Source organism: Promicromonospora sp. NPDC023987, from assembly GCF_040639055.1.
Lineage (GTDB): Bacteria > Actinomycetota > Actinomycetes > Actinomycetales > Cellulomonadaceae > Promicromonospora.
The window spans coordinates 15,447-27,803 of the sequence record NZ_JBEZZF010000028.1; the positions used below are offsets into that span (position 1 = coordinate 15,447).

Consider the following 12,357-nt stretch of genomic DNA (forward strand, 5'->3'; position numbering starts at 1 on the left):
TTGTCCTGGCTCGTCGGTCGGACAGAGCGTGGACAGCCCTGCGCGAGGTCTGGTGTGCGCGTATAGGGTTGATTTCGCAATCGAACGAAGGGCGGCCGGCATCCCGCCGCCGCCGCACGCACGCTGCGCGGCTCTCCGGCCCGTCCGGGGGTCGACGGCGGAGAGAAAGAGGACTCGTGAACGCTTTCGACCCCGTGCTGAAGCCCCTGGAGTGGTCGGAGCTCGACGAGCGAGCGGTCAAGGCCATCAAGGCACTGGCTGCGGACGCCGTCGAGAAGGTGGGCAACGGACACCCCGGAACCGCGATCTCGCTCGCGCCGGCCGCGTACCTTCTCTTCCAGAAGGCCATGCGCCACGACCCGTCGGACCCCGAGTGGCTGGGCCGCGACCGGTTCGTGCTGAGCGCCGGCCACTCCTCGCTGACCATCTACCTGCAGCTCTTCCTCGCCGGCTACGGCCTCGAGATGGACGACCTCGCGGGTCTGCGGACCTGGGGCTCCAAGACCCCTGGCCACCCGGAGTACCGCCACACCACCGGCGTCGAGATCACGACCGGCCCGCTGGGCCAGGGTCTCGCCTCCGCCGTCGGCATGGCGATGGCCTCGCGCCGCGAGCGCGGCCTGCTCGACCCGGCCGCCGCCCCGGGCGAGTCGCCGTTCGACCACCACGTGTACGTCATCGCGTCCGACGGCGACCTGCAGGAGGGCGTGACCTCCGAGGCCTCCTCGCTCGCGGGCCACCAGCAGCTCGGCAACCTGATCCTGATCTGGGACGACAACAAGATCTCGATCGAGGACGACACCAACATCGCGTTCACGGAGGACGTGCTGAAGCGCTACGAGGCCTACGGCTGGCACACCCAGCGCGTGGACTGGACCTCGGGCGACGCCGGCTACGCCGAGGACACCGACACGCTGGCCGCGGCGCTCGACGCCGCCAAGGCGGAGACCGGCAAGCCGTCGATCATCGCGCTGCGCACGATCATCGGCTGGCCGGCTCCCACGAAGCAGAACACGGGCGGCATCCACGGCTCGGCCATGGGCACCGAAGAGGTCAAGGGCCTCAAGTCCGCGCTCGGCCTCGACCCCGAGGCGACGTTCGCCATCGCCCCCGAGGTGCTGTCCTACACGCGGTCCGTCGCGAAGCGCCAGGGCGACAAGCGCCAGGCCTGGGAGTCCGCCTTCGCCGCGTGGAAGGACGCCAACCCGCAGCAGGCGGCGCTCCTGGAGCGGCTGCGCGCCCACGAGCTGCCCGAGGGCTGGACCGGCTCCCTGCCGGAGTTCGAGGCGAGCGAGAAGGGCGTGGCGACCCGTGCGGCGTCGGGCAAGGTGCTGAGCGCCCTCGCGGACGTGCTGCCCGAGCTGTGGGGCGGCTCGGCCGACCTGGCCGGCTCCAACAACACGACGATGGACGGCGTGCCGTCCTTCGTGCCGACCGAGCACGCGACCAAGAAGTTCCCGGGCGACCCGTACGGCCGCACGCTGCACTTCGGCATCCGCGAGCACGGCATGGGCTCGATCCTCAACGGGATCGTGCTGCACGGTCTGACCCGTCCCTACGGCGGGACCTTCCTGCAGTTCGCCGACTACATGCGCGCCTCGGTCCGCCTGGCGTCGCTGATGGGCATCCCCACGACGTTCGTCTGGACGCACGACTCGATCGGGCTCGGCGAGGACGGCCCGACCCACCAGCCGGTGGAGCACCTCGCGTCGCTGCGGGCCATCCCGAACCTCGACGTCGTCCGCCCGGCGGACGCGAACGAGACCGCCTGGGCCTGGCGCGGCATCCTCGAGAACCGTGACAACCCGGCCGGCCTCGTGCTGACCCGCCAGAACGTGCCCACCTACCCGCGCGGCACCGACGGCTTCGCCGCCGCCGAGGGCACGCTCAAGGGCGGCTACACCCTGCTGGACACCGAGGGCACGCCCGACGTCGTCCTCGTGGGCACCGGCTCCGAGGTGCAGCTCGCCGTCGAGGCGCGCAAGCTCCTCGCCGCCGACGGCGTGCGGGCCCGCGTGGTCTCCATGCCCTCGCTCGAGTGGTTCAACAAGCAGGACGGCGCCTACCGCGAGTCGGTCATCCCGTCCGGTGTGAAGGCACGCGTCTCGGTCGAGGCGGGCGTGGCGCAGGGCTGGCGCGAGGTGGTCGGCGACGCCGGCCGCATCGTCTCGCTCGAGCACTACGGCGCGTCGGCCGACTACAAGACGCTCTACGCCGAGTACGGCATCACGGCCGAGGCGGTCGCCCAGGCCGCCAAGGAGTCGATCGAGGCGGCGTCCTGAAGCCGCTGAAGAAGCACACGGACACGAGAGGAAGGGCATGATGACCGACAGCACGAACGTCACCACAGGCGAGAACGTCAGTCCCACCCAGCGGCTGTCCGAGGCGGGTGTCGCCATCTGGCTGGACGACCTGTCCCGCGAGCGCCTGCGCACCGGCAACCTCGCCGAGCTCATCAGCACCCGGAACATCGTCGGGGTCACGACCAACCCGACGATCTTCGCCGCCGCGCTCGCCCAGGGCGACGCGTACGACGGCACGCTGGCCGAGCTGGCCGGGCCGCCGAACGGCGGGGACGTCGAGGCCGCGGTGGAGCGCATCACCACGGACGACGTCCGCGACGCCGCAGACCTGCTGCGGCCCGTCTACGACTCCACCGCCGCGGTGGACGGCCGCGTGTCCATCGAGGTGGACCCGCGTCTGGCCCGCGACACGGCCGCCACGAAGGCCACCGCGGTCCGCCTCTGGGAGACGGTCGACCGGCCGAACGTGATGATCAAGATCCCCGCCACCGTCGAGGGTCTGACCGCGATCACGTCCACCCTCGCCAAGGGCATCAGCGTGAACGTGACGCTGATCTTCTCGCTCTCACGCTACCGGGAGGTGATGGACGCCTTCCTGACCGGCCTGGAGCAGGCCAAGGAGGCCGGCCACGACCTGTCCGTGATCGGCTCGGTGGCGTCCTTCTTCGTGTCCCGCGTGGACGCGGAGGTCGACAAGCGCCTCAAGGCGATCGGCACGGACGAGGCGCTCGCGCTGCGTGGCCAGGCCGCCATCGCGAACGCTCGGCTGGCCTACGCGGCCTACGAGGAGGCCTTCGCGTCCGAACGGTGGGCTGCGCTCCAGGCCGCCGGTGCCCAGCCGCAGCGCCCGCTGTGGGCCTCCACCGGCGTGAAGGACCCGAGCTACCGCGACACGATGTACGTGGACGAGCTCGTGGTGGCCGGCGTGGTCAACACGATGCCCGAGAAGACGCTCGAGGCGTTCGCCGACCACGGCATCGTGCTCGCCGACACCGTGACCGGTTCGGGTGAGCAGGCCGCGGCGGTCATCGCGGCCGTCGAGGCGCAGGGCATCTCCATGGACGAGGTGACGGCACAGCTGGAGGACGAGGGCGTGACGAAGTTCGAGGTCAGCTGGGACGAGCTCCTGACGACCACCAAGACCGGGCTCGACGAGGCCGGCGCCCGGTGAGGCCGGCCAAGATCGCGCAGGGGGTCAATCCCCTGCGCGACCCTCTCGACCTGCGCCTGCCGCGCATCGCGGGGCCCAGCGGCCTGGTGATCTTCGGCGTGACGGGTGACCTGTCGCGCAAGAAGCTCATGCCGGCGGTCTACGACCTCGCCAACCGTGGTCTGCTCCCGCCCGGCTTCGCCCTGACGGGCTTCGCCCGGCGCGAGTGGGCGGACCAGGACTTCGCGCAGGTGGTGCACGACGCCGTGAAGGAGTACGCCCGCACTCCCTTCCGGGAGGCGACGTGGCGCCAGCTCGCCGAGGGCATCCGGTTCGTGCAGGGCTCGTTCGACGACGACGCCGCGTTCGATCGTCTCCGCCAGACCGTCGAGACGCTCGACAAGGAGCGCGGCACGGGCGGCAACCACGCGTTCTACCTGTCGGTCCCGCCGTCAGCGTTCCCCGTGGTGTGCCGGCAGCTCGCCGAGCACGGTCTGTCGCGTCCTGACAACGACGCGGACGGCGACGGCGTGGACGCGTGGCGCCGGGTGGTCATCGAGAAGCCGTTCGGCCACGACCTCGCCAGCGCCAAGGAGCTCGACGCCGTGGTGTCGGAGGTCTTCGAGCCGGAGTCGGTCTTCCGGATCGACCACTACCTCGGCAAGGAGACCGTCCAGAACCTGCTGGCGCTGCGCTTCGCGAACACGATGTTCGAGCCCATCTGGAACTCGAACTACGTGGACCACGTGCAGATCACGATGGCCGAGGACATCGGCATCGGCGGCCGTGCCGGGTACTACGACGGGATCGGCGCCGCGCGCGACGTCATCCAGAACCACCTGATCCAGCTCCTGGCGCTGGTCGCCATGGAGGAGCCGGTCAACTTCGACGCCGCCGAGCTGCGGGCGGAGAAGATCAAGGTGCTCTCGTCGGTCCGCCTGCCGGACGACCTCGACAAGCACGCGGCCCGCGGGCAGTACGAGGCCGGCTGGCAGGGTGGCGCCGAGGTGCCCGGCTTCCTCGACGAGGACGGCATCGCGAAGGACTCGGCGACGGAGACGTTCGCTGCGGTCCGGGTCGACGTCGACAACCGCCGCTGGGCGGGCGTGCCGTTCTACCTGCGCCACGGCAAGCGCCTGGGCCGCAGGGTGACGGAGGTGGCCGTGGTGTTCAAGAAGGCACCGCACCTGCCGTTCGAGTCGTCCCTGACGTCAGAGCTCGGCAGCAACGCCCTGGTCATCCGGGTGCAGCCCGACGAGGGCGTCACCATGCGGTTCGGCGCCAAGGTGCCTGGCACAGCCATGCAGGTGCGCGACGTGACCATGGACTTCGGGTACGGGCACTCGTTCACCGAGTCGTCCCCTGAGGCCTACGAGCGGCTCATCCTCGATGTGCTGCTCGGCGACCCGCCACTGTTCCCGACGCGTGAGGAGGTCGAGCTCTCCTGGAAGATCCTCGACCCGATCACGTCCTTCTGGGCGCGCAAGGGCAAGCCCGAGCCGTACGCCTCGGGCACCTGGGGTCCGCCGTCGGCCGACGCCATGATGGAGCGCGACGGCAGGACCTGGAGGCGACCCTAGTGACGCGGTTGCCGACACTGACGCCACATCGAGAAGGTGAGCACGGTCAATGATCATTGACATGCCCGATACCACGACGAACCACGTCAACAAGCGCCTCGTCCGTCTGCGCGACGAGGGTGGTGCGGTGGCCCTCGGCCGCGTGCTCACGCTCGTGGTGCTGGCCGACGAGCGTGACGTCGAGGAGTCGGTCGAGGCCGCCAACGACGCGAGCCGTGAGCACCCGTGCCGGGTCATCGTCGTCGCGCCCGCCGCGCGCGGTGCCGAGGGCCGCCTGGACGCCCAGATCCGGGTGGGCGGTGACGCCGGTGCCTCCGAGGTGGTGGTGCTGCGCGCCTTCGGTCCGCTCCTCGAGCGGACCGACACCCTGGTGATGCCGCTCCTGCTGCCCGACGCACCGATCGTGGCCTGGTGGCCGCGTGAGGCGCCGGCCGTGCCGTCGCAGGACCCGGTGGGCGCCATGGCGGCCCGCCGGATCATCGACAGCACGGTCGCGAAGAACCCGGTCGACATGCTCGGGAACCTCGCCGGGACGTACGCCCCTGGCGATACCGACCTCGCCTGGGCGCGTGTGACCCTGTGGCGGGCGCTGATCGCGGCCGCCATCGAGCAGCCGCCGTTCGAGCCGGTGCTCTCCGTGACGGTCGAGGGGCAGAAGCGGCACACGTCGCTCGACCTGCTCGCGGCCTGGCTCGGCGCGCGGCTCAAGTGCCCGGCGGAGGTGATCCGTACCAACAGCGACGACGCGATCACCCGCGTGACCCTTGACCGCAAGAGCGGCCCGATCGTGCTCGACCGGCCCGACGGCCGCACCGTCACGATCACCCAGCCGGGCAAGCCGGCTCGCCGGATCGCCCTGCCGATCCGGGCGCTCAACGAGGCCCTGATCGAGGAGCTGCGCCGGCTCGACCCGGACGAGATCTTCGAGGAGGCCCTCATCCACGGGCTGGGGCGGGTCACCGCGCGGACGGTCGCCTGATGTCGCAGTCAGCGGCAGGCACGACGCCGGGGGTGCGGCTCGTCGTCGTCCACCCCGACAAGGAGGTGCTCGCGCAGGCGGCAGCCGCACGGCTGCTCACGCGCGTGCTGGACGTGCAGTCCGTCCGCTCCCCCGTCCACGTGGTGCTCACGGGTGGCTCGGTCGGCATCGCGACGCTCGCGGCAGTGGCCGCCAGCCCGCTGGTGCCTGCCGTCGACTGGTCGGGCGTTCACGTGTGGTGGGGCGACGAGCGGTTCCTCCCGGACGGCGACCCGGACCGGAACGAGACCCAGGCGCGGGAGGCTCTGCTCGACGGCCTGGTCGCCGAGCACGGGCTGTCCGAGGCCAACGTCCACCCGATGCCGGGGCCGACGTCGGTGGCGACCGCTGAGGAGGGTGCCAAGGAGTACGCGACACTCCTCCGCGAGCACGCGGGCGAGCGGGACGGGGAGCCGGAGGGCGTCGCGGTTCCCGCGTTCGACGTCCTGCTGCTCGGTATGGGACCTGACGGGCACGTCGCCTCCCTGTTCCCCGGCCACGAAGGCCTGGCCGCGCAGGGCACGACGACGGGGGTCCACGGTTCGCCCAAGCCGCCGCCGGAGCGTGTCTCGCTCACCTTCGACGCGATCCGGTCCGCCCGCGAGGTGTGGATCGTCGCGGCGGGCGCCGAGAAGGCTGACCAGGTGGCGGCCGCGCTGGCCGACGGCCCGGTGGCGGAGGTGCCCGCGGCGGGCGCCGTCGGGCAGGCACGCACGCTGTGGCTGCTGGACGCGGAAGCGGCCGGCGCCACTCGCCTCTGACAGAAACGTTGAGTGCGGGATATCTGGGGGCCAACGAGTGTTGGTCCCACAGATATCCCGCACTCAACGAAAAGAAGTTAGCGTGCTACGCGTCCGCCGCGGCGGGTGCGCAGTGCCTCCAGCGCCTCCTCCAGGAGGGCAGCGCCGTCTTCGTCGGACCGGCGCTCCTTCACGTAGGCGAGGTGCGTCTTGTACGGCTCGTTGCGCACGGGAGACGGCGGATTGACCGGGTCCATCCCCGCAGGGAAGCCGCAACGCGGGCAGTCCCACTGCGTGGGAGCCTCCACGTCCTCCCCCACCGAGAAGGTCGGCGCCGTCTCGTGCCCGTTGGCACACCAGTAAGAAACTCGGATGCGCGGGGCTGTGTCGCCGCGCTCCGTCTCCCCGAGAGGGCCGGCGCCTACCCGGCTCCCCCGAATCGCATGACCACCTGATGCCACGTCTGTCGTCCCCTCTGTGTGTGGCCGTCAGCTGCTAGGCGCTTGGCGACCGGGTCAGCTGACCTTCTGGATGAGCCCGAGCAGGACGATCACCACTGCCCACACGAGGGCGAAGGCGATGGTGATGCGATTGAGGTTCCGCTCGGCCACGCCGGAGGAACCGGCGCCCATCGAGATACCGCCACCGAACATGTCGGACAGTCCGCCACCCTTGCCCTTGTGGAGCAGGATGAGCATGGTGAGAAAGCCGCTGGTCAGGACCAGCAGGACTTCCAGGATGATGCGGAGCGCGTCCACGGGTTCACGTCCTCGGTTGTAGGTGTGCCGGGAGTGTCCCGGCGGCGGATCGGTCAAGAGTAAGCGAGACGTACCTCACAGTGCGAACCTCCTGTTCACGGCCTCGCGGGGCCCTGAACAGGAGTCACACCAGGAACATCACGCCCGTGCGAGAGTACCCCAGAGAGGTTGCGGGACGGTCTCGGAACCGTACGTGTCAGCTGTGCGGCCCGGTTGCGGGTCGAGCCTGCCGAGACCAGCGGGGGTCTCGACAAGCTCGACCAGCGGAGGAAGCCTCAGGCCAGCGGAGGCATCTCAGGCGGTGACGTGGGACTGGTAGCGCGCGATCCTCGCGAACTCCTCCGGGTCCAGGCTCGCACCGCCCACGAGGGCGCCGTCGACGTCGGGCTGCGCCATGATCTGCGCGACGTTGCCGGACTTCACCGAGCCGCCGTACAGGACGCGCACGGCGTCGGCGACGGTCTGGTCGTACAGCTTGCCGAGGACCCCACGGATCGCACCACAGACCTCCTGCGCGTCCTCGGGGGTGGCGACCTCGCCGGTACCGATGGCCCACACGGGCTCGTAGGCGATGACGATGTTCGCCACCTGCTCGGCCGGCACGTCCGCGAGCGCCGCCTGGACCTGCGCGAGCGTGTGCGTGACCTGGTCGCCGGCCTTGCGGACGTCCAGGCCCTCGCCGACGCACAGGATCGGCGTCAGGCCGTGCGCGAAGGCAGCCCGCACCTTCTCGTTGACGAGCGCGTCGGACTCGTCGTGGTGCTCACGCCGCTCGGAGTGCCCGATCACCGCGTAGGTGCAGCCCAGCTTCGCGAGCATCGTCCCGGAGACCTCACCGGTGTACGCGCCGGACTCGTGCTTCGAGATGTCCTGAGCACCGTAGACGAGCTCCAGCTTGTCCCCGTCCACGAGCGTCTGCACCGACCGCAGGTCGGTGAACGGCGGCAGCACCGCCACCTCGACCGCGGTGTAGTCGTGCTTGGCGTCCTTCAGGGACCACGACAGCTTCTGGACCGTGCTGATCGCCTGCTGGTGATCGAGGTTCATCTTCCAGTTGCCCGCCATCAGCGGCGTGCGGGTGGTAGCCACGTGTTTTCTTCCTTCGCTTGAGGTTCTGGGAGGTACGGCAGGTCAGTCGTCAGTCGGCGAGCTCAGTCGGCGAGCACCGTGAGGCCAGGGAGCTCCTTGCCCTCCAGCAGCTCGAGGCTCGCGCCGCCACCGGTCGAGATGTGGCTGAACCCGGCCTCGTCGAAGCCGAGCGCGCGCACGGCCGCGGCCGAGTCGCCGCCGCCCACGATGGAGAACGCACCGTCCGACGTCGCGTCGATGATGCCCTGGGCGACTGCCGTGGTGCCCGCCGCGAACGCCTCGAACTCGAAGACACCCATGGGGCCGTTCCACGCGATGGTCCTGGCGTCGGCGAGCTTCTCGGCGAACAGCTTGCCGGACTCCGGGCCGATGTCGAGGCCGATGGTGCCGTCCGGGATCGAGTCGGCGGCGACGACCTGGTGGGGCGCGTCGGCCGCGAACGAGTCCGCCGCGACGATGTCGACGGGCAGTACGATCTCGACGCCGTTCTCCTCGGCCGACTCGATGTAGCCCTTGACGGTGTCGACCTGGTCGTCCTCCAGCAGCGAGCTGCCCACGGAGTGGCCCTGGGCCTTGAGGAACGTGAAGACCATGCCGCCGCCGATGAGCAGGCGGTCCGCCTTGGTCAGCAGGTTCGCGATGACGCCCAGCTTGTCCGACACCTTGGAGCCGCCGAGCACGACGGCGTAGGGACGCTCGGGGTCGCCGGTCGCCTTCGACAGCGACTCGACCTCGGACCGGACCAGGTCACCGGCAGCGGCGGGCAGCACCTGCGCGATGTCGTACACCGACGCCTGCTTGCGGTGCACGACCCCGAAGCCGTCGGAGACGAACGCGTCGGCGAGCTGTGCCAGCTCGCCCGCGAGCTCGGCCCGCTCCGCGTCGACCTTCGAGGTCTCGCGCGCGTCGAAGCGGACGTTCTCCAGGAGGGCGACCTGGCCGTCGGCCAGCGCGTCGACCGTGGACCTCGCCGACGGACCCACGAGGTCCTCGGCGAGCGGCACGTCCTGGCCCAGGAGCTCACCCAGGCGGGCCGCTACCGGCGCGAGGGAGTACTGGGGGTCCGGCGCGCCCTTGGGGCGGCCCAGGTGCGCCAGCACGACGACGCGCGCGCCGGCGTCGGTCAGCCGCTTCAGCGTGGGCAGTGCCGCACGGATGCGGCCGTCGTCGGTGATGATGCTGGCCCCGTCCTCATCGGACAAGGGCACGTTGAAGTCGGAGCGGACCAGGACGCGCTTGCCGCGCAGGTCGCCGAGGGAGTCGATGGTCTTCATAGGAGCACTCCAGGTCGAGGTACCGGCGGACAGGATCTTCGCCAGTCGGGTTCCGTCACATGACGACGTCCGCGTGCGCCGGCTGGCCGATGCGCACGCGGACGTCGAGGATCACGCTGGGAGAGAAGCCGTCAGAGCTTCTCGCCGACGAACACGGTGAGGTTGACGAGGCTGTTCGAGTAGCCCCACTCGTTGTCGTACCAGGAGACGACCTTGACCTGGTTGCCGATCACCTTGGTGAGCTTCGCGTCGTAGATGCTCTGGTGCGGGTTGGTCACGATGTCCGAGGAGACGATCTCGTCCTCCACGTACTCCAGCACGCCCTTGAGCGGGCCCTCGGCCGCGGCCTTGACCGCTGCGTTGACCTCTTCGAGCGTCACCTCGCGCGACGCCTCGAACGTGAGGTCCGTGGCCGAGCCGGTCAGGACCGGCACGCGCAGGGCGTAGCCGTCCAGCTTGCCCTTGAGCTCGGGCAGCACCAGCGCGACGGCCTTGGCGGCACCCGTCGTGGTGGGGACGATGTTCTGCGCGGCCGCACGGGCACGGCGCAGGTCCTTGTGCGGGCCGTCCTGCAGGTTCTGGTCACCCGTGTAGGCGTGGATCGTGGTCATGAGGCCACGCTCGATGCCGATCGAGTCGTTCAGCGCCTTGGCCAGCGGGGCGAGGCAGTTGGTGGTGCACGACGCGTTCGAGATGATGTGGTGCGCCGCCGGGTCGTACAGCTCGTTGTTGACGCCCATCACGAAGGTGGCGTCCTCGTTCTTGGCCGGGGCCGAGATGATGACCTTCTTGGCGCCGGCGTCGATGTGCGCCTTCGCCTTGGTGGCGTCCGTGAAGAAGCCCGTGGACTCGATGACGATGTCCGCGCCCAGCTCGCCCCAGGGGAGCTTCGAGGGCTCACGCTCGGCGAGCGCGCGGATCTTCTTGCCGTCCACGATGATGTTCTCGTCGTCGAAGTCGACGGTCTTGCCGAGGCGGCCCAGCACCGTGTCGTACTTGAGCAGGTGCGCGAGAGTCTTGTTGTCGGTCAGGTCGTTGACGCCCACGACCTCGATGTCTGCACCCGACTCGACGAGAGCCCGGTAGAAGTTCCTGCCGATACGGCCGAAGCCGTTGATGCCGACGCGGATGGTCACAATGCCCTCCTCAGGGGGCGCCGGCCGTCCCGGCGCACACGTTTCCTTGTATCTGTCGCCACTGGCGTCGATGGTCGACGGCGCAGTGCGTTGCCGGGTAGTCCGCGCGCCGCGACCTCGCGACGACCCGTACGGGAAACGCGACGGTCACGGCGTCGTCACCTGACGATTTCGAGCCTATACCCGAACCCGGCCGAACCGTGACCCGAGCCGAGACAGCGTGGAACTCAGGGTTCTGTTCGTTCTCACAAGACGGATCAGGCGGTCAAGGCTCGGGGGTCGAGGCTCGGGGTCGAGGCTCGGGGTCGAGGCTCGGGGGCCGAGGCTCAGAGGTCGAGCAGGTCGGCCGGCAGCCCGGCCTCGGTGTCGGGAATGCCCAGCTCGAGCGCGCGCTTGTCCGCCGTCGACAGCAGGCGGCGGATCCGGCCCGCCACGGCGTCCTTGGACAGCTGCGGCTCGGCCAGGCGACCCAGCTCCTCGAGCGAGGCCTGCTTGTGCGCGAGACGGAGCTCGCCCGCCTGGCGCAGGTGGTCGGGCAGCTCGTCGCCCAGGATCTCGAAGGCGCGCTGGACCCGGGCCCCCGCCGCCACCGCGGCCCGGGCGGAGCGGCGCAGGTTCGCGTCGTCGAAGTTCGCGAGGCGGTTGGCCGTCCCGCGCACCTCGCGACGCTCCCGGCGCTCCTCCCAGACCTTGAGCGTCTCCGGCGCGCCGATCCGTTCCAGCATGCGCCCGATGGAGTCGCCGTCGCGGATCACCACCCGGTCGATACCGCGCACCTCGCGGGACTTGGCTGCCACGCCCAGGCGGCGTGCGGCGCCGACCAGCGCCAGCGCGGCCTCCGGGCCGGGGCTGGTCACCTCGAGCGCCATGGACCGGCCCGGTTCCGTCAGGGAGCCGTGCGCGAGGAACGCGCCACGCCACACGGCCTCCGCCTCCTGCACGCCCGCCGACACGACCTCGGGAGCCAGCCCGCGCACGGGTCGGCCGCGTGGGTCCAGCAGGCCGGTCTGGCGGGCGAGCGACTCGCCCTCCCGCACCACCCGCACCACGAACCGCGAGCTCTTCCGCAGGCCGCCTGCCTGGACCACGATGAGCTCGCTCGTGTGCCCGTACAGGTCGTGGATGGCATGCCGCAGCCGGGTGGCCCCCGACTCCGTGTCGAGCTCCGCCTCGATCACTACCCGACCGGAGATGATGTGGAGCCCGCCCGAGAACCGCAGCGTCGCGGAGACCTCTGCCTTACGGCAGGACGTCTTCGCCACCCGCACCCGCGCGAGCTCCTCCTTGACCTGTCCCGTGAGCGCCATGG

The 12,357-nt window shown here is 70.5% G+C and carries 11 protein-coding genes; 5 read left to right on the forward strand and 6 right to left on the reverse strand.

Translation table 11 applies throughout. The features are described from left to right. Positions 1–176: 176 nt before the first annotated feature. From tkt to pgl, 5 genes are read left to right on the forward strand one after another with little or no spacing between them, the layout of a single operon-like run. Positions 177–2,282 (forward strand): transketolase, encoded by a 2,106-nt coding sequence (tkt, locus tag AB0F40_RS14215; RefSeq protein WP_357468270.1) that lies wholly within the window; start codon positions 177–179, stop codon positions 2,280–2,282. 40 nt (positions 2,283–2,322) lie between these two features. Further along, a complete protein-coding gene (tal, locus tag AB0F40_RS14220) occupies positions 2,323–3,474 on the forward strand; it encodes a transaldolase (protein WP_357468273.1) in 1,152 nt (383 codons plus the stop codon). After that, positions 3,471–5,033, forward strand: coding sequence for a glucose-6-phosphate dehydrogenase (zwf, locus tag AB0F40_RS14225; RefSeq protein WP_357468275.1), 1,563 nt, complete (start codon positions 3,471–3,473; stop codon positions 5,031–5,033). The genes tal and zwf overlap by 4 nt, the downstream gene beginning before the upstream one ends. Before the next feature lie 49 nt (positions 5,034–5,082). Then, the gene (gene opcA, locus AB0F40_RS14230; protein WP_357468278.1) at positions 5,083–6,012 is read left to right on the forward strand and encodes a glucose-6-phosphate dehydrogenase assembly protein OpcA; all 930 of its coding nucleotides are present in this window, start codon (positions 5,083–5,085) and stop codon (positions 6,010–6,012) included. Further along, the gene (gene pgl / locus AB0F40_RS14235; RefSeq protein WP_357468281.1) at positions 6,012–6,812 is read left to right on the forward strand and encodes a 6-phosphogluconolactonase; all 801 of its coding nucleotides are present in this window, start codon (positions 6,012–6,014) and stop codon (positions 6,810–6,812) included. Before opcA ends, pgl begins: the two co-directional genes overlap by 1 nt. Before the next feature lie 77 nt (positions 6,813–6,889). Here the strand turns inward: pgl and AB0F40_RS14240 are convergent, their stop codons facing one another. From AB0F40_RS14240 to whiA, 6 genes are all read right to left on the reverse strand, one after another. After that, on the reverse strand, positions 6,890–7,252 hold the full coding sequence (locus tag AB0F40_RS14240; protein ID WP_357468284.1) for an RNA polymerase-binding protein RbpA: 363 nt from the start codon (positions 7,250–7,252) through the stop codon (positions 6,890–6,892). Positions 7,253–7,306: 54 nt separating this feature from the next. After that, on the reverse strand, positions 7,307–7,549 hold the full coding sequence (gene secG, locus AB0F40_RS14245) for a preprotein translocase subunit SecG (protein ID WP_020014806.1): 243 nt from the start codon (positions 7,547–7,549) through the stop codon (positions 7,307–7,309). Positions 7,550–7,843: 294 nt separating this feature from the next. Continuing rightward, entirely contained in the window at positions 7,844–8,614 is a 771-nt protein-coding gene (gene tpiA / locus AB0F40_RS14250) for a triose-phosphate isomerase (RefSeq protein WP_357468374.1), read from the reverse strand. A gap of 86 nt (positions 8,615–8,700) precedes the next feature. Next, on the reverse strand, positions 8,701–9,912 hold the full coding sequence (locus tag AB0F40_RS14255; RefSeq protein WP_357468287.1) for a phosphoglycerate kinase: 1,212 nt from the start codon (positions 9,910–9,912) through the stop codon (positions 8,701–8,703). A gap of 131 nt (positions 9,913–10,043) precedes the next feature. Beyond that, positions 10,044–11,048, reverse strand: coding sequence for a type I glyceraldehyde-3-phosphate dehydrogenase (gap, locus tag AB0F40_RS14260; RefSeq protein ID WP_357468290.1), 1,005 nt, complete (start codon positions 11,046–11,048; stop codon positions 10,044–10,046). A 326-nt stretch (positions 11,049–11,374) separates the two neighbouring features. Beyond that, a complete protein-coding gene (gene whiA, locus AB0F40_RS14265) occupies positions 11,375–12,355 on the reverse strand; it encodes a DNA-binding protein WhiA (RefSeq protein ID WP_357468292.1) in 981 nt (326 codons plus the stop codon). Positions 12,356–12,357 lie beyond the last annotated feature (2 nt).

Bases quoted from the DNA above. Each gene is read 5' to 3' on its own strand.
- tal (WP_357468273.1), top strand. From the start codon at position 2,323: ATGACCGACAGCACGAACGTCACCACAGGCGAGAACGTCAGTCCCACC.
- opcA (WP_357468278.1), top strand. From the start codon at position 5,083: ATGATCATTGACATGCCCGATACCACGACGAACCACGTCAACAAGCGC.
- pgl (WP_357468281.1), top strand. From the start codon at position 6,012: ATGTCGCAGTCAGCGGCAGGCACGACGCCGGGGGTGCGGCTCGTCGTC.
- tpiA (WP_357468374.1), bottom strand. From the start codon at position 8,614: ATGGCGGGCAACTGGAAGATGAACCTCGATCACCAGCAGGCGATCAGC.
- AB0F40_RS14255 (WP_357468287.1), bottom strand. From the start codon at position 9,912: ATGAAGACCATCGACTCCCTCGGCGACCTGCGCGGCAAGCGCGTCCTG.
- whiA (WP_357468292.1), bottom strand. From the start codon at position 12,355: ATGGCGCTCACGGGACAGGTCAAGGAGGAGCTCGCGCGGGTGCGGGTG.